General features: G+C 68.5%; 22 protein-coding genes and 1 pseudogene. 13 read left to right on the top strand and 10 right to left on the bottom strand.

The window, feature by feature from the left end; all coding sequences use genetic code 11:
• Positions 1 to 11 precede the first annotated feature (11 nt).
• From M2271_RS34930 to M2271_RS34920, 3 genes are read right to left on the bottom strand one after another with little or no spacing between them, the layout of a single operon-like run.
• Positions 12 to 836 carry a carbohydrate ABC transporter permease gene (locus M2271_RS34930; RefSeq protein WP_280891451.1) on the bottom strand — a complete coding sequence of 275 codons (825 nt, stop codon included), beginning with the start codon at positions 834 to 836 and terminating at the stop codon, positions 12 to 14.
• A complete protein-coding gene (locus M2271_RS34925; RefSeq protein ID WP_280891450.1) occupies positions 833 to 1,813 on the bottom strand; it encodes a sugar ABC transporter permease in 981 nt (326 codons plus the stop codon). The genes M2271_RS34930 and M2271_RS34925 overlap by 4 nt, the downstream gene beginning before the upstream one ends.
• Entirely contained in the window at positions 1,810 to 3,084 is a 1,275-nt protein-coding gene (locus M2271_RS34920; RefSeq protein ID WP_280891449.1) for an extracellular solute-binding protein, read from the bottom strand. Before M2271_RS34920 ends, M2271_RS34925 begins: the two co-directional genes overlap by 4 nt.
• Before the next feature lie 1,034 nt (positions 3,085 to 4,118).
• Here M2271_RS34920 and M2271_RS34915 point away from each other — a divergent pair.
• From M2271_RS34915 to M2271_RS34905, 3 genes are all read left to right on the top strand, one after another.
• Positions 4,119 to 5,141, top strand: coding sequence for a hypothetical protein (locus M2271_RS34915; RefSeq protein ID WP_280891448.1), 1,023 nt, complete (start codon positions 4,119 to 4,121; stop codon positions 5,139 to 5,141).
• A gap of 260 nt (positions 5,142 to 5,401) precedes the next feature.
• A complete protein-coding gene (locus M2271_RS34910; RefSeq protein WP_280891447.1) occupies positions 5,402 to 7,594 on the top strand; it encodes a glycosyltransferase in 2,193 nt (730 codons plus the stop codon).
• Positions 7,591 to 8,937: an acyltransferase gene (locus M2271_RS34905; protein WP_280891446.1), complete on the top strand. Its 1,347-nt coding sequence runs from the start codon at positions 7,591 to 7,593 to the stop codon at positions 8,935 to 8,937. Before M2271_RS34910 ends, M2271_RS34905 begins: the two co-directional genes overlap by 4 nt.
• Before the next feature lie 140 nt (positions 8,938 to 9,077).
• Here M2271_RS34905 and M2271_RS34900 read toward each other — a convergent pair.
• A pseudogene (locus M2271_RS34900) lies at positions 9,078 to 9,221 on the bottom strand (transposase); the annotation flags it as partial.
• Between the two features lie 1,224 nt (positions 9,222 to 10,445).
• Between M2271_RS34900 and M2271_RS34895 the strand changes: the two are divergent.
• A complete protein-coding gene (locus M2271_RS34895; protein ID WP_280891445.1) occupies positions 10,446 to 11,585 on the top strand; it encodes a cytochrome P450 in 1,140 nt (379 codons plus the stop codon).
• A 39-nt stretch (positions 11,586 to 11,624) separates the two neighbouring features.
• On the top strand, positions 11,625 to 12,374 hold the full coding sequence (locus M2271_RS34890; RefSeq protein ID WP_280891444.1) for an enoyl-CoA hydratase/isomerase family protein: 750 nt from the start codon (positions 11,625 to 11,627) through the stop codon (positions 12,372 to 12,374).
• A gap of 140 nt (positions 12,375 to 12,514) precedes the next feature.
• On the opposite strand, the gene M2271_RS34885 is transcribed toward M2271_RS34890, so the two are convergent.
• The 3 genes from M2271_RS34885 to M2271_RS34875 all read right to left on the bottom strand — a co-directional run bounded on the left by M2271_RS34885 (position 12,515) and on the right by M2271_RS34875 (position 14,614).
• Positions 12,515 to 12,904 carry a roadblock/LC7 domain-containing protein gene (locus M2271_RS34885; protein WP_280891443.1) on the bottom strand — a complete coding sequence of 130 codons (390 nt, stop codon included), beginning with the start codon at positions 12,902 to 12,904 and terminating at the stop codon, positions 12,515 to 12,517.
• A gap of 505 nt (positions 12,905 to 13,409) precedes the next feature.
• Positions 13,410 to 14,243: a hypothetical protein gene (locus M2271_RS34880; protein WP_280891442.1), complete on the bottom strand. Its 834-nt coding sequence runs from the start codon at positions 14,241 to 14,243 to the stop codon at positions 13,410 to 13,412.
• Complete coding sequence (locus M2271_RS34875) at positions 14,240 to 14,614, bottom strand: hypothetical protein (protein WP_280891441.1); 375 nt, start codon at positions 14,612 to 14,614, stop codon at positions 14,240 to 14,242. Before M2271_RS34875 ends, M2271_RS34880 begins: the two co-directional genes overlap by 4 nt.
• 154 nt (positions 14,615 to 14,768) lie before the next feature.
• On the opposite strand from M2271_RS34875, the gene M2271_RS34870 reads away from it, so the two are divergent.
• The gene (locus M2271_RS34870; protein WP_280891440.1) at positions 14,769 to 15,134 is read left to right on the top strand and encodes a hypothetical protein; all 366 of its coding nucleotides are present in this window, start codon (positions 14,769 to 14,771) and stop codon (positions 15,132 to 15,134) included.
• On the opposite strand, the gene M2271_RS34865 is transcribed toward M2271_RS34870, so the two are convergent.
• Entirely contained in the window at positions 15,050 to 15,514 is a 465-nt protein-coding gene (locus M2271_RS34865; RefSeq protein ID WP_348539219.1) for a DUF397 domain-containing protein, read from the bottom strand. The two genes, M2271_RS34870 and M2271_RS34865, sit on opposite strands and share 85 nt — an antisense overlap.
• Between M2271_RS34865 and M2271_RS34860 the strand changes: the two genes are divergently transcribed.
• Positions 15,423 to 15,845, top strand: coding sequence for an ATP-binding protein (locus tag M2271_RS34860; protein ID WP_348539218.1), 423 nt, complete (start codon positions 15,423 to 15,425; stop codon positions 15,843 to 15,845). The two genes, M2271_RS34865 and M2271_RS34860, sit on opposite strands and share 92 nt — an antisense overlap.
• Before the next feature lie 324 nt (positions 15,846 to 16,169).
• Here the strand turns inward: M2271_RS34860 and M2271_RS34855 are convergent, their stop codons facing one another.
• Both M2271_RS34855 and M2271_RS34850 read right to left on the bottom strand, forming a co-directional pair.
• Entirely contained in the window at positions 16,170 to 16,427 is a 258-nt protein-coding gene (locus tag M2271_RS34855; RefSeq protein WP_280891436.1) for a helix-turn-helix transcriptional regulator, read from the bottom strand.
• Complete coding sequence (locus M2271_RS34850; RefSeq protein ID WP_280891435.1) at positions 16,427 to 17,041, bottom strand: DUF2975 domain-containing protein; 615 nt, start codon at positions 17,039 to 17,041, stop codon at positions 16,427 to 16,429. Before M2271_RS34850 ends, M2271_RS34855 begins: the two co-directional genes overlap by 1 nt.
• Positions 17,042 to 17,335: 294 nt before the next feature.
• On the opposite strand from M2271_RS34850, the gene M2271_RS34845 reads away from it, so the two are divergent.
• From M2271_RS34845 to M2271_RS34820, 6 genes are all read left to right on the top strand, one after another.
• Complete coding sequence (locus tag M2271_RS34845; RefSeq protein ID WP_280891434.1) at positions 17,336 to 18,718, top strand: nitrate/nitrite transporter; 1,383 nt, start codon at positions 17,336 to 17,338, stop codon at positions 18,716 to 18,718.
• A 117-nt stretch (positions 18,719 to 18,835) separates the two neighbouring features.
• Entirely contained in the window at positions 18,836 to 19,981 is a 1,146-nt protein-coding gene (locus M2271_RS34840; RefSeq protein WP_280891433.1) for a uroporphyrinogen-III synthase, read from the top strand.
• Positions 19,982 to 20,377: 396 nt separating this feature from the next.
• Positions 20,378 to 20,971: a CGNR zinc finger domain-containing protein gene (locus tag M2271_RS34835; RefSeq protein WP_280891432.1), complete on the top strand. Its 594-nt coding sequence runs from the start codon at positions 20,378 to 20,380 to the stop codon at positions 20,969 to 20,971.
• Between the two features lie 429 nt (positions 20,972 to 21,400).
• A complete protein-coding gene (locus tag M2271_RS34830; RefSeq protein WP_010039908.1) occupies positions 21,401 to 21,922 on the top strand; it encodes a sigma-70 family RNA polymerase sigma factor in 522 nt (173 codons plus the stop codon).
• Positions 21,922 to 22,764 (top strand): zf-HC2 domain-containing protein, encoded by an 843-nt coding sequence (locus M2271_RS34825; protein ID WP_280891431.1) that lies wholly within the window; start codon positions 21,922 to 21,924, stop codon positions 22,762 to 22,764. Before M2271_RS34830 ends, M2271_RS34825 begins: the two co-directional genes overlap by 1 nt.
• A gap of 83 nt (positions 22,765 to 22,847) precedes the next feature.
• Complete coding sequence (locus tag M2271_RS34820) at positions 22,848 to 25,445, top strand: UvrD-helicase domain-containing protein (RefSeq protein ID WP_280891429.1); 2,598 nt, start codon at positions 22,848 to 22,850, stop codon at positions 25,443 to 25,445.
• Position 25,446: the final 1 nt, after the last annotated feature.

The raw sequence follows: 25,446 nt of genomic DNA, 5'->3' as shown, positions 1-25,446 counted from the left end.
TGGGGGATTCCTTACTTCACGGCACCGGCGGCGATGCCGCGGGTGAGGGTTCGCTGGAAGAGGAGGAAGAAGACGAGGGCGGGCAGGATGCCGAGGAGGGCGGCCGCGTTGGTCATCGTGGCGTCCATCAGACGCTGGCCCTGGAGGACGCCGAGGGCCACCGACACGGTCTGGTTGTCGTTGGAGATCAGCATGACCAGGGGGAGCAGGAACTCGTTCCAGGTCCAGATGAAGAAGAAGACCAGCAGGACGCCGATGGTGGGGCGGCTGACGGGGACGACGATCCGCCACAGCACCTGCCACTTGTTCGCGCCGTCGATCCGGGCGGCTTCGAGGATCTCGCGGGGGAACTGGCCGAGGACGGAGGAGAGGAGATACGTGCCGAAGGCCGCCTGGATCACCGTGAACACGATGATGACGCTCAGCCTGGTGTCGTAGAGGCCGGCCTCCTTGCTCAGGTAGTAGAGGGGGTAGACCAGCGCCTCCTGCGGCAGCATGTTCGCGAGGACGAAGAAGGCCAGGACCCAGGTGCGGCCCTTGATCCGGCCGATGCCGATCGCGTAGGCGTTCAGGACCGACAGGACCACCGCGAGGACGGCCACCGACCCGCTGATCAGCACCGAGTTGGCCAGCTTCCGGCCGAAGTCGACGCGTTCCCAGAAGTCCTTGATGCCGTCGAGGTAGAGGCCCTCAGGCAGGCTGAGGGGGCCGTTCTGGGCGTACTCCGTGGGGGACTTGACCGCGTTGACGGCGACGATCGCGAACGGGACCACCATGAAGAGCGCCGCGATGCAGAGGGCTACCAGGACCGGGTAGCGGCGGAGGGCGGTCGTCATGTGCGGGTCCCTTCCTCGGCGTCCTCGGCGCGGGTCTGGAGCTTCAGGCCGATCAGGGACAGCAGCAGGATGATCACGGTGAGCACGGTGGAGATCGCGGCGCCGTAGCCGACCTGGGTCTTCTCGAAGAACGTGGTGAAGGAGAAGTAGGACGGGACGTTCGTCGCCCCGCCCGGGCCGCCCTTCGTCAGGACGTACACCGCGCCGAAAACCTTGAGTGCGGCGATCGTGCACCAGGTGAGGACGACGTAGGTCTCCGGGCGGATCTGCGGCAGCGTGATGTGCCAGAAGCGGCGCCACCAGCCGGCGCCGTCCAGCTCGGCCGCCTCGTACAGCTGGGGGTCGACGCGTTGCAGGCCCGCCATGAAGACGACCAGCGGGAAGCCGATCTGCACCCACACCATCACGCCCATCACGCTGTACAGCGCGAGGTCCGGGTCGCCGAGCCAGTCCTGCTGCCAGGACGACAGGCCCACGGACTTGAGGAGTTCGTTGAGGGAGCCGTTGTCCGGCGCGAGGATCCAGCTCCAGACGATGCCGGCGACCGCGATGGGCAGCACCTGGGGGAGGTAGAAGCAGGCCCGCAGGACCGCTGCCCATCTGCTGCCGAAGTGCTTGCCGACGTGGTCGAACAGCGCGGCGGCCAGGACCAGGCCGATCACCGTCGGCAGGGCCGCCATCGCGACGACCATGAAGAGGCTGTGCCGGAAGGACGCCCAGAACTCCGCGTCGTCCAGCAGCTCACGGTAGTTGGCGAGCCCGGACCAGTCGGGGGAGCCCACGCCCTGCCAGTCGGTGAAGCTCACGCCCGTGTTCATCAGGAACGGGACGACGATCACGACGAGGAAGGCGAGGGCCCCGGGGAGCAGGAACAGGGCGTAGGAGTCGCGGGGGCGGCGGCTGGGGTGGCGGCGCGGGCGGCCGGTGCGGTCCCGCTTGCCGGCCGCCCGCCCGCCGTGTTCGACGGTGACCGTCATCGCTTCGGCGCGTCCTTGTCGTACGCCTGCTGCAACGCGTCCAGGTAGCCGTCCGGTTTCTGGTTGCCCGTGATCAGCTTCTGGGTCTCGGAGACGAGGACGTCGTAGAAGCCGGCGATCGGCCAGTCCGGGTAGAAGGCCAGGCCGTCGCGCCGGGAGAGGGTGTTGAAGTGGTCGATGAGGGTCTTGGACCTGGGGTCGGTGATGGCGCTCGCATCCGCCGCGACCGGGACGCCGCCCTTGTTGCCGAGCAGGTTCTGGATCTTCTTCGACAGGGTGATGTCGATGAAGTCGTAGGCGAGGTCCTTGTTCTTGGCGCCCTTGGGGACGACCCACAGGTTGCCGCCCGAGCCGAGGGTGAGGTTCGAGTCGGGCCACAGGAAGGTGCCCCAGTCGAACTTCGCCTCGTCCTGGAAGCGGCCGTACCACCAGCTGCCGGAGAACAGGATCGGTGACTTGCCCTGGAGGAAGGAGACGCCCGCGTCCTCCGCCTTCGCGCTGGTGGAGTCCTTGCCGAAGTAGCCCTTCTTCACCCAGTCGGCGAAGGTTTCCGCCCCGTAGGTCCAGGCGGCGTCGTGGAAGTCGGTCTTGCCCTTGTACAGCTCGTAGGCGTCGACCCAGGCACGGTCCGCCTTCGACAGGGCGAGCTGGTACAGGTACTGCTGGGCGGGGTATTCGGCGCCGGCGCTGGCGAGCGGGGTGACCTTGTTCTCGACGAAGGTGTCCATCGCGGCGGTCAGTTCGTCGAACGTCTTCGGCTCGGGGATCTTGTACTTGGCGAAGAGGTCCTTGTTGAAGTAGACCATCGTGTACTCGGCGTAGTCGGGCACGCCGTACCACTTGCCGGAGCCCATCACGCCGTCGGTGTCGTAGACGCTGGTGGTACGGACACCCGCGCTGATCTTCTTGTCCCAGCCGCGCTTCGTCGCCTCCGCGCTGAGGTCGGTGAGCAGGCCCTGCTGGGAGAGGTGGCCCGCCGTCGCGTTGCCCTTGTTGTACTCCATGAGGTCAGGGGCGTCGGAGGAGTTGAGGACCATCTGCGCGGTCTTCTGGATCTGCTCGAAGCCCTTCGCCTCGAACTCCACCTTCACGCCCGGGTGGGTGGCCTCGAACTCCTTGACGGCCTCGTTCCAGGCCTGTCCCATCGCGCTGTTCGGAGCCTCGTAGTGCCAGAGCTTCAACGTCTTGCCGTCGGAGGAGCCGCCGTCCGAGCCGCCGCAGGCCGTCAGGAGCAGGGTTCCGCTCAGGGCCGCGGCGACCAGGGCCGTCATACGCCTTCGAGCCGGCATACGCCGTCGAGTCGTCATACCGCTTTGAGCCGTCACACGCCGTCGAACTGTCACACGCCTTCGAGCCGTCAACATCCAGTGCCTCCACGGGGGTCGGCTGGGTATTCGGCGTCACGCTGCGTTCATCGAACTCATTCGATGCGTGACGTCGAAGCGCTTCGACGGTGGAAGGTATGTGGCAGGCGTAACAGCGTCAATGGGTTGCGCGGGAAATGGTGAAGCGGTTCGACGGGCGGTGCTGATCGCGTGTCCGCGTGCCGGTGGTGCCGTGTGCCGGTGTTGCCGCGTGCCCGCCGGCGAGGTCGTGCGCGAGGCCGCCGGAATCCGTGCACGCCGGAGTGAAGCGAACCCGACTGTCCCGCTGTTCGAGGGACGGGGGTCGAGGTCGCGCCGCCCGTCCCGCTCGCCGCTGGGGACGAGGGGTCCCACCAGGGCGTGGCGAAGACGCGGAACCCGGTTCTTGCTGTGGTGGATTTTCCGGCCATGCCCGCGACGGCGCCGCGGCCGTCCATCGAACCTGTGTGCCTGTCGCTTGTGTCACTGGTGTGACGGAACTGTCTGTTGTGTCACGGAATCACCGCTCTGCACCATGAGTGCGCTCGAACTGTCGGTCGAGGAAGGCCGGATGGGGCGGCCGAGCGAGGGATGGATTCAAGCCATTGATGTGGACCTGTTGAGCGTGCATTCTTGACACGAGACGAACATGGAACCTCCTTGTGCGCTACATTCTTGGTCTGAGAACAATGTGATAATGGGGGCGCTCGGAGCGGGTGGGGACCTGGTCGAGCGACGGGTGTTCGAGGTTGTCGGCGCACCCGGAACGGTCCTGTGGGGGGATGAACATGCGTGTGAAGAAGCGGCGAGAAAACGCCCAACCGGAATGGCCCGAGGTCGCATCGGGCCCGGGCTCTTCGGCTGTGGAGGGCCGTACCCAGGCGTTTCCGGAGACCAGTGGGACCGGATGGCCGGTCGGAGGTGCAAGCGGAATCCCGAGCCAGGGTGTTCGCTCCGTCGGCGTGACGGATGGAGTGGCGGGGACCGGAGGGGGTGCCCGGGGTCTGCCGGACCCGGGCCGGTCCGGCCGGTCCGGCCGGTTCGACATCCTCGCGTCGGGCGGCGAGTCCCCGGGAGTCACCGAGGCCGCCGCGCGCAACGCCGCCGTGCGGGATCCGTGGGAGGAGCACACCTCGTCAGGTTTCGGCCAAGATGTGCTGGAGGCAAGCGGGTCCGGCGGAGGTGATCCCGACCACGATCCGCACGAGGTGACGGTCCAACTCGACGGCCTTGGTCAACAGTTGGAGGAGTCGCTCGTAGGGCAGGCCAAGGGCGCCGCCGAACCGGGCGACGGTCAGGACGGCTCCGACGTACCGGTGTTCGTGGACGAGTCGGGTCGCCGTAGCCGCCGGTTCCGCCGGGTGGGTATCGCGGTCGGGATGGCCTGCACGGTGTACGCCGTCGTCATCGTCGCCACTCTGCTGTCCGGCAACTCCAACGCGCCCTGGCTGTTCGTGCCGGGCCAGCAGCAGAGCAAGCCCGCCGGCAAGGTCGACAGCCCGCCGCTGCCCGCCGACTCGGCGTCGCCGTCCGGCACCGGCGGTGGTGTGCTCGGCCCCATCCGGACGGCCGACCGGAACACCGCGACCGCCCCGGCGCGCGGCGCCACCGCGTCCGGTGTCACCAGCAGCCCCGGCAAGGCGGGCACGTCGGCCAAGGCGGGCACGTCGGCCAAGGCGGGCACCTCGGCCACCCCTGATCCGACCCCGACCGGCACCGCCACGACCCCGGTCACCGGCCCGACCCAGCCGACGCCGACTCCGACGCCGACCGCGACGGTCACGGACCCGGCGGTCACCCCGACGCCGACCGACCCCGGCCCGCCGGCCACGCCGACGCCGTCCACGGTTCCCGGCAACAGCACGGGCCCCGGCACCGTCCCGGTGGCCGACGGTCAGGGCGCCCCGACGCCCATCGCCACGGAGTCGAACGCCAACGCCCCCGCGCCGTCGGCACCGTCCCCGTCCACCGCACCCGTCACCTGATGGCCCCGCCGCACTCCGCTCGCCGGTTACCGCCCCGCGGCGCCCGCGGGCCGGGTGTCGAGGGTGTTCCTGTCCCGGTACCCATCGGCGTACTCATCGGCTGAGGGCGCCCCTGTCCCGGGTGCTCATCGTCCGATGACACCCCTGCCCCGGTGCTCATCGTCCGATGACACCCCTGTCCCGTTGGTCATCGGCAGATGGCAGCCCCGTACCCGCTGGCCATCGGTAGATGGCATCCCCGTCCCGGAGCACAACCACTGATGGCATCCCGCAAACGCCTCCCCGGGTCCGCACCCGGAGTCCCTGACGGCTCCCCGCGTCGCCGCCTGTCCATGCGCCTGCTGTTGCCGCTGCTCGTCCTCGTCGCGCTGACGGCGATGCTGATGCTGCGCGGCTACGTCCACAGCGAGATCCTCGCCGACCACCGTGTCCGCTCCGAGGCCGCCTCCGACAAGGTGCCGGAGAGGATTCTCGACGGCGGCCCGGTCATCGACACCCGCAGCGGCCGCGTCACCAGCCTGAGGGTGCCCGCCCACCGTATGGTCCTCACCTTCGACGACGGACCCGACCCGACCTGGACCCCCAAGGTCCTGGACACGCTCAAGAAACACCACGCGCACGCCGTCTTCTTCGTCACCGGCACCATGGCCTCCCGCTACCCCGGCCTGGTCAGACGCATGGTCGACGAGGGCCACGAGGTCGGCCTGCACACCTTCAACCACCCCGACCTCTCCTACCAGTCGACGAAGCGGATCGACTGGGAGCTGTCCCAGACCCAGCTCGCGATCACCGGCGCCGCCGGCATCCGCACCTCGCTCTTCCGGCCGCCGTACTCCTCGTCCGCCGACGCCATGGACGACAAGTCCTGGCCGGTCACCGAGTACATCGGCACCCGCGGCTACATCACCGTCGTCAACGACACCGACAGCGAGGACTGGCGCAAGCCGGGCGTCGCGCAGATCCTCCGCAACGCCACGCCCAAGGCCGGCAAGGGCGCCGTCGTCCTGATGCACGACTCCGGCGGCGACCGTCACCAGACCGTGCAGGCCCTCGACCGTTTCCTGCCCGACATGCAGGCCCGGGGCTACCGGTTCGACAACCTCACCGAGGCCCTCGACGCGCCCAGCGCACTCACCAAGGTCACCGGCGTCGGCCTGTGGAAGGGCAAAGCCTGGATCTTCCTGGTGCAGGCCTCGGACAACATCACCGCCGTCCTGGTGGTCTGCCTCGCGATCATCGGCTCCCTGGTCTTCGCCCGCTTCGGCCTGATGCTCCTGCTCTCCGGCATCCACGTCCGCCGGGTCCGCCGCCGCGGCTTCCGCTGGGGAGAGCCGGTCACCGAACCGGTGTCGGTGCTGGTCCCGGCGTACAACGAGGCCAAATGCATCGAGGACACCGTGCGTTCGCTGATCGCCGGTGACCATCCGATCGAGGTCATCGTCATCGACGACGGATCGAGCGACGGCACCGCCCGGATCGTGGAGAACCTCGCCCTGCCGGGCGTCCGCGTCGTCCGCCAGCTCAACGCGGGCAAGCCCGCCGCCCTCAACCGGGGCGTGGCGAACGCCCGGTACGACCTGGTCGTGATGATGGACGGCGACACCGTCTTCGAACCCTCCACGGTCCGCGAACTCGTGCAGCCCTTCGGCGACCACCGGGTCGGCGCGGTCGCCGGCAACGCGAAGGTCGGCAACAAGGACACCCTCATCGGCGCCTGGCAGCACATCGAGTACGTGATGGGCTTCAACCTGGACCGCCGTATGTATGACGTCCTGCAGTGCATGCCCACCATCCCGGGCGCCGTCGGAGCCTTCCGGCGCACGGCCCTGGAACGGGTCGGCGGCATGAGCGACGACACGCTCGCCGAGGACACCGACATCACCATGGCCATCCACCGCGACGGCTGGCGGGTCGTCTACGCCGAGAACGCCCGCGCCTGGACCGAGGCCCCGGAGTCCGTCCAGCAGTTGTGGTCCCAGCGCTACCGCTGGTCGTACGGCACCATGCAGGCGATCTGGAAGCACCGCGGCGCCCTCTTCGACCGGGGCCCCTCGGGCCGCTTCGGCCGGGTCGGACTGCCGCTGGTCTCCCTCTTCATGGTCCTGGCACCGCTGCTGGCCCCGCTGATCGACGTGTTCCTCGTCTACGGGCTGGTCTTCGGCCCCACCGAGAAGACGATCGTGGCCTGGTTCGGCGTCCTCACCATCCAGGCGACCTGCGCCGTCTACTCCTTCATCCTCGACCGCGAGCGGCTGGCCCCGCTCATCTCACTTCCCCTGCAACAGATCCTCTACCGCCAGCTGATGTACGTCGTGCTTCTCCAGTCCTGGATCACCGCCCTCACCGGCGGCCGGCTGCGCTGGCAGAAGCTGCGACGCAAGGGCGGGGTGGCGGCGCCGCCGGACGCGCCCGCTCCCCGCAGGCAGGTCGTGGACGAAAGGCCCGTCGCATGAGCACCACACCCATCCCGGGGGTCCCGCCGGTCCCGCCGGTCACGCAGGACCAGCCCGAGCAGCCGGGGCAGGCAGGGCAGCCGGGGCAGGCAGGGCAGCCGGGGCAGCCGGGGCCGGTCGTGCCCGAGCAGCGGACCGGGACCAAGGCGGCATCCTCCGGCCGTGACCGCTACTTCGACCTGCTGAGAGCCATCGCCCTCTTCCGGGTCGTCTTCTACCACCTGTTCGGCTGGGCCTGGCTGCCGGTGATCTTCCCGTCCATGGGCGTGATGTTCGCCCTGGCCGGCAACCTCATGGCCCGCTCCCTCGGCAAGCGCCCCGCGGTGGAGGTCGTCCGCGGCCGCATGCGCCGACTGCTACCGCCCCTGTGGCTGCTGGGCGCGGTCGGGGTGACGGGCATGCTGCTGGGAGGCTGGGGCCCGGACTCCGAAGGCCATCCGGGCTGGTGGTGGATCCACCTCGGCTACTGGATCCTGCCGCTGAGCGACCCGCCGTACGGCGCGGGAGTGCACGGTATCCACGGGCTCATCGGCGACGAATGGGCCGAGCAGCTGGCCGTGCCGCTGTGGTACATCCGCGCCTACCTCTGGTTCGTCCTGCTGTCGCCGTTCCTGCTGAAGGCTTTGCGCGCGCTGCCCTGGCCGACGATCCTGGCGCCGATCGTCGTGTCCGCGGCCCTGGAGTTCGGCTGGCTCACCGTGCCCAGCTGGCGGATCGACTCGGCCCTCACCGACTTCGGCGCGTTCGGCGCCTGCTGGCTCCTCGGCATGGCCCACCAGGAAGGCATCCTGCAACGCCTGCCCCGCTACGTCGTGCCCTCGCTCGCCCCCGCGGTCGCCTGTCTGGGCCTGTGGTACATGCTCACGCACGGCTTCAAACCGGACCACGACCTCGACGACATCCCCTTCGCCCAGTCCCTGTGGTCCTTCGCCACCGTGCTGCTGCTTCTGCACTTCAGCCCCTCGTGGTCCCAGTGGCCGCGCCCGCTACGCCGCTGGGACCGGCTGGTCACCCTGTTCAACTCCCGCGCGGTGACCATCTACCTGTGGCACAACGTCTGCATCGTCGCCGCCCAGACCCTGTGGGACCACCTGTGGGACGTCCCGCTGCTGGAGGAGCACGCCCCCTGGCTGCTGAACAGCCCCTGGCCCCTCCTGATCGTCATCTGGGCCCTGACCGCCGGCTGCATCGTCTGCTTCGGCTGGATGGAGGACGTGGCCGCCAAGCGAAGGCCACAGCTGTGGCCGGACGGTTCGCAGGGGAAGCGTGCGCGCTCCAGGTCCGGGCCGAGGTCCGGCCCCAGGTCCGGGCCCAAGCCCAGGTCCGGGGCACACCGGGTGTGAGGGAGGGCTGGCATCGACCCTGTCCGGCGGGCTACCGGGATTCATTCGCAGTGCATCGGCCTTCAGGCCGGTGGTGAGGCGAATCTGATGGTGGCGACGCGGAGCGTCGCGGATTCAAGTCCGGCGGAGCCGGGCGGCGCTCACACCGGCCGGTTCTGCTGTTCGATGTACTGCTTGACCACGGTGAGCGGGGCGCCGCCGACGGTTCCGGCGAAGTAGGACCCGGACCAGAGCTTGTTGGCCCGCCAGTAGTGCCGTTCCAGGTCGGGGAACTCTGCTCGCACAAACCCACACCACCACCGACCGCGCCACCCACGCCCGCACCATCCGCACCACAGTGGACGCCACGGTGACACTGGTCCGGCGCCCGAAGAAGACCACCCGCCGCCTGCGCCGCCAACGCCGCACAGAGCACACCCCGCCCCGGCCACGCGGACCCAAGACCACCCGGGGCAAGAGACACCCCACCCCCACCAGGCCCGCCGCCCCTCGTGGCCGAGGCACCCGGCCCGCCGCCGAACAGGCCCCCGGACAGAAGACTTCCCGCCGTATGCCCGATGTGCGTACCGTCCCCGCCACCACCCCCACCACGGGGACAGTCCAGCGTCCGGCGGGGCATGACACCACGACACCAGCCGCCGCATCCGGGCTGGCGTCAGGTCATGGAGTACCCGCACCCCACCGGCCCGGAGAAGACCTTCTTCGATCCAGCCGGGTGCGGCTCTCCCACAGAACCTGTCGGCGGCGCACCCGCGCCGCCGAGCGGACCGGCTTCCACCACCTGCACGCCACCGCAGTCCACCCCCTCACCCCGAGGTTCGGACCACCGGACGGTGACCGCACACGGCCACGCCGCGCCCGAAAAGCCTGGAAACCACAGGCACACACAGAGTTCTAGAGACGCTGCACCAAGAACGAACACCAGGTCGTGCACCGTCTGCCCCCCCCTGGTGCCCAGCGCCTGGCGCCATCCCGAGGCGTGACCACGTCCAGCGCCTGGCGGCGAGCCGCCGGGCGACTCGTGACGCGTAACCGTAGAGTCCCCAAGTGGCATGAAGGCGGGGCGTATACGGCTTGTGGCCCGTGTACCTAGATGGGCTATTTGGTGGGTAGCTACCACCACTTCGGAGCCCTCAATCGTGGCGATGGTCATGATGTGAGGAACGGACTCTTCCGGTTACGTTGTCGTGGTGACTGCCTCTGAGCAACTCCCCCGTGTATCAGACCGGTTGATTGACAGCGACCTTCAGTGATGGGCTCGTAGACCGCTGGTTGTGTGATATTTGCAACAGTGGAGCTTCTCTGACATGCGCATGACCATACATTCGCAAGGGTATGCGCGGTTCGCAACTATTGTGCGATCGTGCGAAAAGAGAAAAGAGTAAGAGGCTGCCGTGACGTCAATCCCAGCATCTCCAGTATCCGACCGGCGCGCGATAATTTCGCTCGTCTCCCGTCTGCGTACAAGTGACGGGCAGGCGAATCCTTTCCCCATCTACGAACAGCTCATGGCGATGGGTGAAATGATTCCGGCACCATGGGGCGGGCATCTGGTCACTTCCTACCAACTCTGCCACCAAATTCTGAGGGACAGGTACTGGAAGGTTCCTGACAGTGGCTGGCGCACCAGTCAGCCCGACGCGAAGCGGTGGAGTGCGTTAGCATCGCAACAGATGGGCGCTTCACTTCCGATGCTGAATCCGCCGCATCACGCGCGAATGCGGAAATCGGTGGGAAATCCATTCAGTCAAAACTCACTGGAGACGCTGCGGCCCTCGATAGAAATAGCGGTCGAACGCCTGCTGGATCGGTTCGTCGATGAACTGCATCAAGGGCCATCGGATTTCTGCACTATTGTCAGCGAAGAGCTGCCGGTTATCGCCGTCGGTAGATGGATGGGCTTACCCTCGTCCGATTACAGCCTCTTGCGCTCTCTTACTCACGGCCAAGTGCACACCCAGGAGTTATTCCCGACTCCGACTCAGCTCATTCAATCCGACGCCGCGACAGCCGAACTGCGCCAGTACTTCGCCGAGCTTATCCAGGAACGCCGAAGGGTACTTGGGGAAGATCTGATTTCTTCCTGGCTCCGCACCTGGGACGCACTCGAACCCGACCAGGACAGCGCTGACCAAGCAGTGCACTCCCTCGCACTCTTCATGATCTTGGCGGCACTGGGAACAACCTCGCACGTACTCTCCAGCACCGCCCGGCTGCTGTTCGACGACTCCCACCACATGGACTGGCTGCGTTGTCATCCTGAGCACATACCCGACGCGATCGAGGAAGTGCTGCGCTACGACCCGCCCATACACATGATCAGCCGGGTGGCGCCTGAAGACACGGAGCTCGGCGGAGTGCTCGTGCGGGAGGGCGAGATGGTCCAGCTCATGATCGGTGCAGCTCAGCACGACCCGGTCCAGTACGCCGATCCCCAGACCTTCGACATTCGCCGCAGGCCCCCCCACCTCGGCTTCGGCGCAGGCATCCACTACTGCCTCGGCAATGCCTTGGCCCGGCTGGAAGCGACAGCCGTGCTCGCCTCGTTGCTCAGACGGTCCACCCGCCTCTGCATCAGCGCCCCTCCACGTTGGGCACCACGAGTGGCCTTCCGTCACATGACCTCACTGCAATTTGCCCTCGCCTGAACAGCCACCATCGAGCACCTCGGAAAGTCGAAGAAGGACATGCTGAAAGATTTCAAGACCCTCCTCGTGGCACTCGACGGCCACATCCTCACAGTGCAGCTGAACACCCCGGAGGCTGGCAACGCCATATCCGGAGGGGTCCTGGACGAACTGCTCGTCGTGCTGGGTGAAGCAGAAGACGACCCCAACATTCGAGTGATGGTGCTCTCCGGCGCAGGGGACAACTTCTGCCTGGGAGGAGACCGCAGTGAGTTCTCTTCACTCCTCACCGAGGACCCCTCGGGAGGGGCACTTCGGGCACTCGCCCACAAAGCACGTCGTGTGTGTCACGCCCTCGCGACCACTGAGACTGTGACCATCGCAAAATTACACGGCGGGGTCGTCGGGGCAGGCGTCGGGCTCGCGGTGCTCTGCGATCTGCGGGTCGGGGCGGACAACTGCCGCTTCCGACTGCCTGAACTCGGCCTGGGAGTCCCCCCAGCATGGGGCGGTATCTTGCCTCGCCTGCTTGACGAAGTGGGGGCGGCCAAGGTCCGTGAACTGGTCCTGACAGCCGACGAATTCGACGCTGCGGTCGGACGCGAGCTGTCCATCCTGCACAAGGTCGTCCCTTCGGACCAGTTGGACACAACTGTCAGTCGCTGGACCAAGCCACTTGTCCGCCGTGATCCGGCCGCGCTGCGAACCGCGAAGGCCATGCTGAATGCCAACACCCGCCCCACCAATGGTGGCCTCTTCGATGCCGATCTGCTGACGGCAGCAGTGACGAAGAAGTTGACACGCCGGTAGGGGCAATGCCGGTGGGGATGCCTCGGTAACGAGGCATCCCGCGGCGGGTTGAAGCTGGCGCCCTTCGTGGGCTGTGGGCCTCGGCCGCTGACCCGCCAGCATGACCGGGCCTTCAACAGTCCACTGAGGGCGACGAAGGCTCAGTGCGTCGCGTCCGAGGCCAGTACCTTGTTCAGCTGTTCGACGGCAACCGGCGATTCACGCTGGAAGGCGGCGAGGTCAAGGCCGTCGTCGCCCTTGACGGTGAGCAGAGCGCGGTCGCCGACGGCCATGACGACGACGTGGCCTGATCCGCAGCGGACGACCACCTCGCGGAGCACTCCTACGCCGGTGGTGTCGGCCATCCGGCGACCGATGCCGAGGGTCGCGGCGGCGAGGGCGGCGACGGATTCCGGGTGCACCGTGTCCGCGTCGGCGACGACGAGGAGGCCGTCCACGGTGGACAGGACGCTCTCGGAGACCCCCATCACCCGTTCGCGCAGCGAGGTCAGAATGTCGGTCAGGGAATCAGGGGGTAGGGTTTCGGTCATTTGACGTGCTCCTTGTTCCGGGCATATGCCGGTACCTGTATGGTTCAAACGGGCTCACGGAGTCAGTCGGACTCCGGGAGAGCCTGCAGAGCTTCGCGGACACGCCGCAGCGTTTCGACCGATGGTTGATCGGCTGACAAATCCTCGGCCGACAGCATGGAAAAGAGAGCAGACGAGGGTGCGGGCGCCATCGCGGGCCGGGGCTCGGCCTCGTTCCGGGGGATCATGCGATCCGCTGCCGCACCGCGGGGTAGCGGTCGGCGGACCGGTAGCGCAATCCGTGCGGGCAGGGAACCGGGGTCCGCGTCCGGCGTGGGGCGTGCGTCCGTCGTTGCTTGTTCTTGGTCCTGCGGTGTCGTTGCTTGTTCTTGAAGTTTCGTAGCCTTGACCGTTTCCTGCCCTTTGAGGGCCTTGGTCTCTTTCTGACTGCGCGTAGGGGCTCGTTGGGAACGGGCACCGGTGGTCCGCTGCCGGGACTTCGCCGCCCGGTCGTCGTCCCGACTCACTACCCACCCATCTGCACGCCGTCGGCCCCGGGGAATCCGCCCCCGGGTCTGCGCTTGGGCAGGGGCACCGCCTTCGGTGCCGGTGCCTCGGTGGAGGGGTCCGTCCGCGGTGCGCGGGGGGCGGTGCTCGGTCGGCCGTCAGGGGCGGCCGTGGTGTCCCACCGGACGAGGTTGAGCGCCTCCAGCCGCATGACGTCCAGCATGACCGCGTACAGTCCGCGCCCCAGCTTGAAGGCGATGTCACGCGGTGTACGGCGTCCGTTGACACTGTCGAGGATGTCCTGGTGCCGACGGGCGGGCCCGTCGGACCGATGAGGGCCCGATCCCGTGACCACCGTGGGACGGACACGAGTCAGTTCGCTCGGCGCACCCCATGAACGGGACAGCAGCGTCATGCGCCGGGAGGTCTCCTCGGCCAGCTGTCGCGGCTCCACGCCCGGCTCGGCGACGAGCGCCGGCTCACGGTCGGACAGCTCCCAACGGCCAAGGGCACTCAGGGCCATGGCAAACGCGCCGTCGAACACGGCCGCGGCGCAGACAACCTCCAGTTCGGCGGCGCCGATCAGTCCGGCGGCCACGAGGTGTCCGCCCAGCCGGTCCGCGTCGGGCTCCGCGGCGCACGCGGCCAGCCAGGCCTCGTCACTGATCCGGCCCAAGGTGAGCAGTGTCGACGTGACGGTCGGCGCGCCCGGTGTCTCGATCGCGCCCACCAGCCCGTTCCGCAGGTGAATCGTTCCTCCTGGGTGACCGGAGACACGCACTGTTCCGCTGAAGCCCTCCTCGCGGAGGCCCAGCAGGAGCGCGGGCACATTGCGTGCCGAGGGCGCCTTCACGCCAGCACCTCTCCGGCCCGGTCGCCCAGACTCCGCAGCGTCAGCGCCACATTGGCCCGGTCCCGGTCGAGTCCCACCGTCAGCAGCAGGGGATCACCCGCCGGCCGCGCCACGGCGAAGAGCACCTGTTGGCGCTTCGTGCTGGTCGTCACCACGCTCTCCAACTCTCCCTCGGCCCCCGCCGCGCCCAGTCGCTCGGCGATGAGAGCGGCCAGTTCGGAGGCTTCCGCCCGGTCCTCCGCCTCGGCGATGTCTCCCGCGACGCCGTAGGTCAGGCCGGTGACCGCGTCGACGAGAGCGACGCCGGTGACCCCGGGTGAGTCGAGGAGCCGGTGCAGGGAAGCCTGCAGCGCCGTTGTCGTTTCCCGCATTCGCCCTCCCACTCCCTCCGTCGCACAGTACTTTGAACGTCAACTTCCACAACATGCAAAGAGTTGACGTTTTGTGACCCTCGGGTCACGCATGTTCGATCGTAGATGGCCGGATAGCGGCCGGTCAGCAGCACTGAAGAATTGAGGCAACAACATGAGCATCGAGATCGCGCTCAAGGAAGCCATGGCCATCGAAGGCGCGCTCGGCGTCGCCCTCGTCGACTACGAGAGCGGCATGGCGCTCGGCGTACTCGGAGGCGGCCAGGGCCTCGACCTCGAACTCGCGGCGGCGGGAAACACCGAGGTCGTACGCTCCAAGATGCGCACGCTCGCCTCGCTGGACATGAACGAGGTGATCGAGGACATCCTGATCACACTGGGCAAGCAGTACCACCTGATCCGGCCACTCGGCAGCAGCAAGGGGTCCCTCTTCCTCTACCTGGCGCTCGACCGGGGCCGCAGCAACCTGGCCCTCGCCCGGCACGGCCTGAAGCGGATCGAGGCCGGCCTGGACGTCTGAACGGCCCCACCCGGCCACGCACGCACACCACGGTCCGGGATCGGGTCTGTACGCTCACCGGTGTAATTGATGATCATGGAAGAGACATCAAGTGACTGACACCGTGACCGAGTTCGTGGCCGCGGTTGCTGTCCTCTTGCAGTTGCGATTTCGGGGTTCTTCGAGTCGCGTATATGGACGGTGGTGAAGGGGGTGGCTATCTCGACACAGTTCGAGCCGTCACCGCCGTAGGTGTGGACGTACGCCCTCCGCCTGCCCCATGACCCCCGCGCGGCACGGGTCGCACGTATGACCGTGCGGGCCGCGCTCGACGGGCACGGTGGGTGCGGTGAGTGCGAAGTCGCGGACAACGCCGAGTTGTTGACGTCCGAGCTGGTCACCAATGCCTACCGGCACACGAAGGGGCCGGCCTCGCTGCGGCTGACCTCACTGGGAGGCGGGCGGTTGCGGGTCGGGGTGTGGGACAGCCATCCGCACGTCCCCGCACCCTTCGGTGAGCCTCCCTGGGATCACGTCTCGCCTGTTCCCGCGGATGCCGAGGGGGGTCGCGGGCTGTACCTCGTGGAGCGTTACGCGGATGTCTGGGGTGGCTGGCCACTCGGGGAGGGGCTGCTCGGGCTGGGTGCCGGCGGGAAGTTGCTGTGGTTCGAGGTGGGCGGTCGGCGGGGTGCCGGGTGGGTGGTCGCGACCCCGCGGGCTCGGCATGCGTAAGGCCGACGGGACCAGAACGGTCCGGGCGGCCTCCGGGGTGGCGGGCGCGGCGTCAGGCGGGAGCACACATGTCGGCGTACGCAACGGACCGCGTACGCCGACCGAGGGGCTCAGTCGCGCGTGAGCCACCGGACCAGGACGCCGGCCGCGGTGATCAGGACGGCGAGGACGACCGCGATCGCGATCTTCGTACCGGTATCCATGACGCCGAACATCTGGGTCTCCTTATGAAGGGGAAAATATGAAGGGGAAACGGGGGAACGGGTCGAGATGAGGAGGAACGTGGTCGAGTCGGTCGTGCGGGTCCGGACTTCTCGGGGCTCCTCAGGGCTCCTCAGGGCTTCCGGAGGATGATCCGGGGCGGTAGCTGAGCAGGTCTCCCGGCTGGCACTGCAGGACTTCGCAGATCCGGGTGAGGGTGGTGAACCGGATCGCCTTGGCGCGTCCGTTCTTGAGCACGGACAGATTGACGTTGGTCACGCCGACGCGGTGGGCGAGTTCTGTGAGGGTCATGCCGTGCTCGCTGAGGAGCTTGTCGAGATGTACCTCGATGTCATGGCCCTCGTGGTCGTCGGCGCCCATCAGACGACCCCTTCGAGGTCCTCGCGCATGGACGTGCCCGCGCGGGTGATCCGCGCGAAGGTCAGCAGGCCGAGACCGGTCAGTACGGCCAGGTAGGGAGGCGTCCACAAGTTCAGCCAGGTTCCGGCCGTGAAGTCCGCGGTCTTGGCCAGTGCCGCGAGCAGAGCTGCTTCGGCGTTGGCCTCGACGATCGCGGCGACCAGGCTCCCGGCGAGCAGCCACCAGCCGAGCAGGCGGAGCCGGGATGCCGTCCGCACTGTGTAGACACCGCCCCGCGCCGCTCCCTGCAGGAGTCGGTGCAACAGGAAGAGGCCGCTGATCAGCAGCAGCGTCGACGGCAGTTCGCCGAGCTCGTTCAGGAAGCGCAGCTGCGTGTCGGGTGCCTCGGCGCAGTAGCGGGGGATCGAGTCGACCTCCACCCCGTTCTCGGGGATGAAGGCGCGGGCGGTGACCGAGCTGGTGGTCGACTCGTCGGCGACGCAGATCTCGGGGTTCGCCCAATTGCCGTGGACGACCGAGAGGATGAGCCCTGCCGTCAGGAAGGCCAGCAGGATGCGCAGAACGACGGACACGACCGTGGCCATGGGTTCGAGCATCTTCCGGTCTTCGGTCATGGTTCCCCGCCTTGCTTATCGTTTATCGATGCTATCGATAAACGATAAGCAAGGAAGGTGCGTGAAGCAACCCCGGTGACCTGCCCTTCTGTTATGACAGTTTTTGCTCATATATGAAACGATTCGCATGAGGTTCCGAAACCTCTCATCCCGCCTCCACTGTCGGTGAGAGCAAAGTTCCCTTCCGGTCACCCAGAGCCACAGGTCCGGAAACGCGCCCTCCCTACCTTCGGGACTCATCACCGCTCAGCACCCGAAAAGCACCACCGAGTCCCGGAGCACCGTGGAGGCGTCATGACAGCCCCGAGCACAGCCCCCGCATCCCCAGGCAGGGGCGGCCGCTGGATCCAGCAGTGGGATCCGGAGGACGAGACCTTCTGGAAGGAGACCGGAGAGAAGGTCGCCAAGCGCAACCTCCTCTTCTCCGTCCTCTCCGAGCACATCGGGTTCTCGATCTGGACCCTGTGGTCCGTGCTCGTGCTCTTCATGGGCCCGGAGTACGGGCTCACCCCGGCGGACAAGTTCCTGCTGACGTCGATGGTCACGCTGGTCGGCGCGGTCGTCCGGGTGCCGTACACCTTCGCTGTCGCGATCTTCGGCGGGCGGAACTGGACGATCATCTCCGCGAGCCTGCTGCTCATCCCGACCATCGCCGCGTTCACGGTGATGAAGCCGGGGACCTCCTTCAACACGTTCCTGTTGATCGGCCTGCTGGCCGGTATCGGCGGCGGTAACTTCGCCTCGTCCATGACCAACATCAACGCCTTCTTCCCCCTCCGTAAGAAGGGGTGGGCGCTCGGTCTGAACGCGGGCGGCGGCAACATCGGCGTCCCGGTCATCCAGCTCGCCGCCCTCGCGATCATCGGCGCCGGCGGCGGACCCCGTGTGCTGCTCGGGATCTACATCCCGCTCATCGTCGTCGCCGCCGTCCTCGCCGCGCTCTGCATGGACAACATCGAGAACGTGAAGAACGACACCGGAGCCGCCAAGGACGCCGCGAAGGACGGGCACACCTGGATCATGGCCTTCCTCTACGTCGGTACCTTCGGCTCGTTCATCGGCTACAGCTTCGCCTTCGGGCAGGTGCTGCAGAACCAGTTCGGCCGGACCCCGCTGGAGGCGGCGTACGTCACCTTCATCGGCCCGCTGCTCGGGTCGCTGATCCGTCCGGTGGGCGGCGCGCTGGCCGACAAGTACGGCGGCGCGAAGATCACGCTGTACAACTACGTCGGCATGGGTGTGGCGACCGCGGTCCTCATCGCCGCCAGCATGCAGAAGTCGCTGGGACTGTTCACCGTCGCGTTCGTGGTGCTGTTCGTCCTCAGCGGCCTCGGCAACGGCTCGACGTACAAGATGATCCCCGGCATCTTCCAGACGAAGGCCGTGGCCAAGGGGCTGGAGGGCGAGGCGGCCGCCGCTTACGGGCGTCGTCTCTCCGGTGCCTCCATGGGTCTGATCGGCGCGGTCGGCGCGCTCGGCGGCGTCGGCATCAACCTCGCCTTCCGGCAGTCCTTCCTCTCCTACGGCTCCGGCACCGGCGCGTTCGTCGCCTTCCTCGCCTTCTACGCGGCCTGCTTCGTGGTCACCTGGGCCGTATACCTTCGCCGCTCGGCCGCCAAGGACACGGCCACGGCGGCCACAGAGGCGAAGCCACAGCTCAACTACGCCGAGGTGTGACGTAACACTGGCGTCACGCAGCCGAACCGAGCCTGTCACGTGCCGTTGACAGGCTCGCTCGGCATGCAGGTGCCATCACCTTGTGGGTAGGTGCAAACGACTCCGGGACGAGAAGTTATGTACGAGGAACAGCAGGGACCGGTCAACGGCCCCCTCGCGGGCTTCACCGTGGGAGTGACCGCGGCGCGTCGGGCCGACGAGCTGGGCGTACTGCTCCAGCGACGCGGAGCCGCCGTTCTGCACGCCCCCGCGCTGCGCATCGTGCAGCTCGCCGACGACAGTGAGCTGCTCGCGGCGACCAAGAAGGTCATCGACCAGAAGCCGGACATCGTGGTCGCCACCACCGCGATCGGTTTCCGGGGCTGGATCGAGGCCGCCGACGGCTGGGGCCTCGGTGAGGACCTGCTGGCCCGCCTGCGCGGGGTGGAACTGCTCGCCCGCGGCCCCAAGGTCAAGGGCGCGGTGCGCGCCGCGGGGCTCACCGAGGAGTGGTCGCCGTCCTCCGAGTCCATGGCCGAGGTGCTCGACCGGCTGCTGGAGGAGGGCGTCGAGGGCCGCCGTATCGCCATACAGCTGCACGGTGAGCCGCTGCCCGGGTTCGTGGAGTCGCTGCGGGCCGGGGGAGCGGAGGTGCTCGGGGTGCCGGTGTACCGGTGGATGCCGCCGGAGGACATCGGGCCGGTGGACCGGCTGCTGGACGCGACCGTCTCGCGCGGCGTGGACGCGCTCACCTTCACCAGCGCGCCCGCCGCCGCCTCGCTGCTGTCCCGGGCCGAGGAGCGCGGACTGCTGGCCGAACTGCTCGCCGCCCTCCACCACGACGTGCTTCCGGCCTGTGTCGGCCCGGTGACCGCGCTGCCGCTCCAGGCCCGGGGCGTCGACACGGTCTCGCCGGAGCGCTTCCGGCTCGGTCCCCTCGTCCAGGTGCTGTGCAAGGAACTGCCGGGGCGGGCGCGGACCCTGCCGATCGCCGGGCACCGGGTGGAGATCCGGGGGCACGCGGTGCTGGTGGACGGGGAGCTGAAGCCCGTACCCCCGGCCGGGATGTCCCTGCTGCGGAGCCTGGCCCGGCGGCCCGGGTGGGTGGTGGCCCGCTCGGAGCTGCTGCGGGCGCTGCCGGGGGCGGGCCGGGACGAGCATGCCGTGGAGACGGCGATGGCGCGTCTGCGTACGGCACTGGGGGCGCCGAAGCTGATCCAGACGGTGGTGAAGCGGGGGTACCGGCTGGCGTTGGATCCGTCGGCGTCGGACGCGAAGTACTGACGAGTGAGGTAGGCGCCCCTCGCGGGTGGGGGCGTTCCTGGGCCCTTCCGGACCGCCGGGTCCCTGGCCCCCGCTCCCCCCGGACCGCGGGGTCCCTCCCCGGGCCCTCAAGTCCTCAGGCCTACGCCCCGCCCCCGACTCGGCCGGCCGAAAGGTGATCGCCCGACCGACGCGCGCTGCGACCGGTCACCGGTCCCACCGGTCCCACCGGTCTCACCGGTCTCACCGGTCCCACCGGTCCCACGGGACCTACGGTCCCCTGGACCCTCGAACTGCTCCCCTGCCGTATCGGCTTCGCCTCCCGCCGGTTCGAGGGGTTCCGGCCGGAGGATCGGGCAGGCACTGTGTGAGGGGAACGGTTCCCCACCGGGGTGACCTCTAGGCGGTGACAGGCACATGGCAGTGGGCATGGCCACGGACGCGTATGAGCTGCGGTTCGACGCCGGACGGATCTGTCTGGATCTCCTCGCGACCACCCACCCCGCCGAGCGCCTCGGCTCCGTTGCGGTGCTGCGCGTCTGGATCGCCGGGTCGGGACTCGTCCCACCGGGCACCCCGCTGGCGCACGCCGACCCCACCTGGCTGGCCGGATTCCGTGAACTGCGGTGTCGTATCGGCCAGTTGGTGCCCGGAGGGCTGGCCCCGGAGGGACGGCCGTACGATCTCGCGCTGGCCCAGGTCAACGAACTGGCCCGCGCCGCGCCCCCGGCCCCGCGTGCCGTACCCGGTGCGGACGGCACCCTGGTGCGGGAGTTGGCCGGCCCCCCGGAGTGCGCGGCGCTGCTCGGAGCGGTCGCGCGGGATGTTGTGGAACTGCTCACCGATCCGGTCGCGCGCGCGGGCCTGCGGCAGTGCGAAGGGGACAGCTGTCCCCTCGTCTACCTCGACACCTCGCGGGGGCGCAGGAGGCGCTGGTGCTCCAGTGAGGTCTGCGGGAACCGCGAAAGAGTGGCTCGGCACCGTCGTCGGACGGCCCTCACTCGCGCTTGAGACGGCCCTCACTCGCGCTTGAGGCGGGGTTCACCCGTGCCTGAGGCGGCACTCACCCGCGCCTGAGGCGGGGTTCACTCACGTCTGAAACGGGGTCCACCCGCGCCTGAGGCGGCGTTATGTCCCTTGTGTGGAGCGGCGATAGACGTGATTTCGGTTACACCTCGTTTATTGACTCAACCTCAGAGGTGGCTGGCTTGAACTTGCCGTTGTGGTGGATATGTAAAGATCGCGCAGTGGGAATGTGCGGTCATGTCCCGGCTCGTCACGACACTCGCAAGAAAACTGTCGCCCCACTTTGAACACTCAACTTGTCGGCTGCGTACTTGTGATCGAGCGACCGACTGGGGGAACCCCGGGACATCGGAGGTGGGCGTGCGCAAGGATTCTGTCGTGGCCAATGAACGTGGATCGAGGGCCCGACATCGCATGTCCCAGCCCTCGGAGCCTGATGAGGAGCTGATGCGTGCCCTGTACAGGGAACACGCCGGACCCCTCCTTGCGTATGTCCTTCGTCTGGTTGCCGGCGACCGGCAGAGAGCCGAGGACGTCGTGCAGGAGACACTCATCCGTGCCTGGAAGAACGCCGGTCAGCTCAATCGAGCGACCGGATCGGTACGCCCCTGGCTGGTGACGGTCGCCCGGCGCATCGTCATCGACGGCCACCGCAGTCGGCAAGCCCGGCCGCAGGAGGTCGATCCGTCGCCGCTGGAGGTCATCCCCGCGGAGGACGAGATCGACAAGGCGCTGTGGCTGATGACGTTGTCCGACGCTCTCGACGACCTGACCCCGGCCCACCGGGAAGTGCTCGTCGAGACGTACTTCAAGGGGCGTACCGTCAACGAGGCGGCCGAGACCCTGGGGATACCCAGCGGCACTGTGCGCTCAAGGGTTTTCTATGCCCTGCGGTCGATGAAGCTGGCACTGGAGGAGCGGGGGGTGACGGCGTGATGAGTGTGTACGGAGGATCACAGGGATTCGGTACGGGTGGTGCGGGTATGTCTGGCCCCATGATGGGATCTCCGGGCCCGAACGAGCACGAAACCGTCGGTGCTTATGCCCTCGGGCTCCTCGACGATGCCGAAGCAACCGCTTTCGAGGCCCATCTCGCCACCTGCGAATGGTGCGCCCAACAGCTCGACGAGCTCGCCGGGATGGAGCCGATGCTGGCCGCCCTCGCGGACCTGCCGGCCGCCTCCGGCACTCCCGCGATCGGCGAGTCGCTGTCCGCGAAGCCCAGCCCGCGGCTGGTGAACAACCTCGTCGACGAGGTCTCCGAGCGCCGGGCCCAGAAGCGCCGCAAGAGCTTCTACATGGTGGCGGCCGCGGCCGCGCTGATCATCGGCGGCCCGATCGTGGCCATGGCGACGAGCGGCGGATCCTCGGGCGGCACCAGTGGGGGCGGCAACCAGACCCTCGCGGCGAACCCCGCCAAGGACCTCTTCGACAACACGGTGGCCAAGGACAAGGTTTCGGCCACCGACGCCACGACGAAGGTCAGTGCGACCGTCGCCCTGCAGAAGAAGCTCTGGGGCATCTCCTCGATCCTCGAGCTCAAGGGCGTCAAGGGTCCGCTGAAGTGCACCCTGATCTTCGTCGGGAAGAACGGCGAGCGTGAGACGGCCGCCTCCTGGTCCGTCCCGGCTCCGGGCTACGGCCTCCCCGACGCCACCACCGAGCAGGCCAAGAGCCCGCTCTACATCAACGGCGGCGTGTCCATGGACACCAGCGAGCTCGACCACATCGAGGTCATGACGTTCGACGGGAAGAAGCTCGTCAACGTCGACGTGTGAATCCACTGAGAGTGGGCGCATAGCTTCCCGGGCCCTCCTTCGCGTACGGTTGACGGCTTCCCAGCACGTCAGAAGGGGGCTCGGTGGCCGCTCAGGCTCAGCAGGAAACCGCGGTTCGCGTTTCCGCACAGGACTCCGTCCAGGATTCCGTGCGGGAGCGCGAGATCAGCGTCGAACAGGAACACCTGGACCGCGTGTACCAGCGGCTTGAGGAGAAGATCCACGAGGCCGAGTTCCTCATGAACGACGCGGCCAAACGGGGCCAGGTCGGCACGCCGGGCGCGCTCGCGGAGCGGGACGCCCAGGTCTTCCGGGCGGGCATTCATCTGAACAGGTTGAACAACGAGTTCGAGGACTTCCTCTTCGGCCGGATCGACCTGCTCCCCGGCATGGACGGCAAGAAGGGACCCGACGGCGCGTACACCGCCGTGGAGCCCGCCGACGGCGCGGTGCGGGAGGACAACACGGCAGACATCGCCGAGACCCTCCACATCGGCCGCATCGGGGTCCTCGACTCCGACTACGCTCCGCTGGTCATCGATTGGCGGGCTCCCGCCGCCGCCCCGTTCTACCGCTCCACCCCGGTCGATCCGGGCCGGGTCGTGCGCCGGCGGGTGATCCGCTCCAAGGGCCGCAAGGTCCTCGGCGTGGAGGACGACCTGATGCGCCCCGAGCTGAAGGCGTTCCTCGGCGGGCACGAACTCCCGGTCATCGGCGACGGCGCCCTGATGGCCGCCCTCGGCCAGGCCCGCACCCACACCATGCGGGACATCGTCGCCTCCATCCAGGCCGAGCAGGACCTGGTGATCCGCGCACCCGCCGCCTCCGTGACCTACGTCGAGGGCGGCCCCGGCACCGGCAAGACCGCCGTCGCCCTGCACCGGGCCGCCTACCTCCTCTACCAGGACCGGCGCCGGTACGCGGGCGGCATCCTCATCGTCTCCCCGACCCCGCTGCTCGTGGCGTACACGGAAGGCGTGCTGCCCTCCCTCGGCGAGGAAGGGCAGGTCGCCATCCGGGCGATCGGCTCACTCGCCGACGAAGCGGCCGGCGCCGAGGCCACGCTGTACGACTCCCCGGCCACGGCCCGCGCCAAGGGCTCCTACCGCATGCTGAAGGTGCTGCGGAAGGCCGCCCGCGGGGCCCTGGAGCTGGGTCCCGGCGGCGCGGGTCCCGGCACTGCGGGAGGCAGGGACGCCGACCCGCGCCCGGGCGCCTCCGGCCGCCCCGCTTCCGGCCGCCCCGTTTCCGGTCAGCTCGCCTTCGGTCAGCTCGCCTTCGGCGACGAGAGCGACGAGAGCGACCAGAGTGATGAGAGCGACCAGAGCGACGAGGGCCGCGAGCCCGGCGAGAGCGGTCAGCGCACCCCGGTGGCGCCGCAAGCCACCGCCGGCCCGCCGACCCGGCTCAGAGTCGTCGCCTTCAACCGGCGGCTGGAGCTGGAGGCCGCTGAGCTGGACCGTATCCGGCAGAGCGTCCTCGGTGGCAACGCCCCCGTGAACCTTCTGCGCCCCCGCGCCCGCAAGCTGCTTCTGGACGCCCTGTGGACGCGGTCCGGCGCGAACGGCCGGCACACCGACCCGGAGCTGGCCGCCGAGCTGCGCTCCTCCTTCGACGAGGACGTCAGCTCCGAGGACAGCTTCCTCGAGTTCCTCGACGCCTGGTGGCCGGAGCTGACCCCGAGAGCCGTCCTGGACGCCATGGCCGACGAGCGGCGGCTGGGCCGCTGGGCCCGGCGGATCCTCAACCCCGGCGAGGTCCGCAAGGTTGCCCGTTCCCTGCGCCGCGAAGGCTTCACCGTGCACGACATCGCCCTGCTCGACGAGCTCCAGGCGATCCTCGGTGCCCCCGCCCGCCCCCGCCGCAAGCGCGAGGCGGACCCGCTCGACCAGCTCACCGGCCTGGAGGAGCTGATGCCGGTGCGCGAGGAGACCCAGCGCGAGCGGGCCGAGCGGCTCGCCCAGGAGCGCACCGAGTACGCCCACGTCATCGTCGACGAGGCCCAGGACGTCACGCCGATGCAGTGGCGCATGCTCGGCCGCCGTGGCCGGCACGCCACCTGGACGGTCGTCGGGGACCCGGCCCAGTCCTCCTGGTCCGACCCCGACGAGGCGGCCCAGGCCCGCGACGAGGCCCTCGGTACCCGCCCGCGCCGTCGCTTCCAGCTCACGGTGAACTACCGCAACCCGGCCGAGATCGCCGAGCTGGCCGCGAAGGTGCTGGCGCTGGCCATGCCGGGTATGGCGTCCCCGTCGGCGGTCCGCTCCACCGGCGTACAGCCGCGTTTTGTGGCAACGAACGCCACGAACGCAACAAACAGGGGACACAGCGCCGGCGTACGGGACTCCCTGGCCCAGACCGTCCGCTCCGAGGCCGCCCACCTGCTCGACCGGGTGGACGGCACGGTCGGCGTCGTCGTCGCCATGAACCGCCGCGAGGAGGCCAGGCGCTGGCTGGCCGGACTCGGTGACCGGGTGGTGGCGCTCGGCAGCCTGGAGGCGAAGGGCCTGGAGTACGACGCCACGGTCGTCGTCTCCCCGGCGGAGATCGCGGACGAGTCACCGGCGGGACTTCGGGTGCTGTACGTGGCCCTGACCCGGGCGACGCAGCAGCTCACGGTGGTGTCGGGGGAGCGGGACGCCCCGGATGTGGACGGTGTGCCGGACCTGCTGAGGGACTGAT

This window comes from Streptomyces sp. LBL (assembly GCF_029893585.1).
GTDB lineage: Bacteria > Actinomycetota > Actinomycetes > Streptomycetales > Streptomycetaceae > Streptomyces.
This window is presented reverse-complemented; position numbering and strand designations above follow the sequence as displayed.

Bases quoted from the DNA above. Each gene is read 5' to 3' on its own strand.
- M2271_RS34930 (WP_280891451.1), bottom strand. From the start codon at position 836: ATGACGACCGCCCTCCGCCGCTACCCGGTCCTGGTAGCCCTCTGCATC.
- M2271_RS34925 (WP_280891450.1), bottom strand. From the start codon at position 1,813: ATGACGGTCACCGTCGAACACGGCGGGCGGGCGGCCGGCAAGCGGGAC.
- M2271_RS34920 (WP_280891449.1), bottom strand. From the start codon at position 3,084: ATGACGGCCCTGGTCGCCGCGGCCCTGAGCGGAACCCTGCTCCTGACG.
- M2271_RS34910 (WP_280891447.1), top strand. From the start codon at position 5,402: ATGGCATCCCGCAAACGCCTCCCCGGGTCCGCACCCGGAGTCCCTGAC.
- M2271_RS34905 (WP_280891446.1), top strand. From the start codon at position 7,591: ATGAGCACCACACCCATCCCGGGGGTCCCGCCGGTCCCGCCGGTCACG.
- M2271_RS34895 (WP_280891445.1), top strand. From the start codon at position 10,446: ATGGCGATGGGTGAAATGATTCCGGCACCATGGGGCGGGCATCTGGTC.
- M2271_RS34890 (WP_280891444.1), top strand. From the start codon at position 11,625: ATGCTGAAAGATTTCAAGACCCTCCTCGTGGCACTCGACGGCCACATC.
- M2271_RS34885 (WP_280891443.1), bottom strand. From the start codon at position 12,904: ATGACCGAAACCCTACCCCCTGATTCCCTGACCGACATTCTGACCTCG.
- M2271_RS34875 (WP_280891441.1), bottom strand. From the start codon at position 14,614: ATGCGGGAAACGACAACGGCGCTGCAGGCTTCCCTGCACCGGCTCCTC.
- M2271_RS34870 (WP_280891440.1), top strand. From the start codon at position 14,769: ATGAGCATCGAGATCGCGCTCAAGGAAGCCATGGCCATCGAAGGCGCG.
- M2271_RS34860 (WP_348539218.1), top strand. From the start codon at position 15,423: ATGACCGTGCGGGCCGCGCTCGACGGGCACGGTGGGTGCGGTGAGTGC.
- M2271_RS34855 (WP_280891436.1), bottom strand. From the start codon at position 16,427: ATGGGCGCCGACGACCACGAGGGCCATGACATCGAGGTACATCTCGAC.
- M2271_RS34850 (WP_280891435.1), bottom strand. From the start codon at position 17,041: ATGACCGAAGACCGGAAGATGCTCGAACCCATGGCCACGGTCGTGTCC.
- M2271_RS34845 (WP_280891434.1), top strand. From the start codon at position 17,336: ATGACAGCCCCGAGCACAGCCCCCGCATCCCCAGGCAGGGGCGGCCGC.
- M2271_RS34840 (WP_280891433.1), top strand. From the start codon at position 18,836: ATGTACGAGGAACAGCAGGGACCGGTCAACGGCCCCCTCGCGGGCTTC.
- M2271_RS34835 (WP_280891432.1), top strand. From the start codon at position 20,378: ATGGCAGTGGGCATGGCCACGGACGCGTATGAGCTGCGGTTCGACGCC.
- M2271_RS34830 (WP_010039908.1), top strand. From the start codon at position 21,401: ATGTCCCAGCCCTCGGAGCCTGATGAGGAGCTGATGCGTGCCCTGTAC.
- M2271_RS34825 (WP_280891431.1), top strand. From the start codon at position 21,922: ATGAGTGTGTACGGAGGATCACAGGGATTCGGTACGGGTGGTGCGGGT.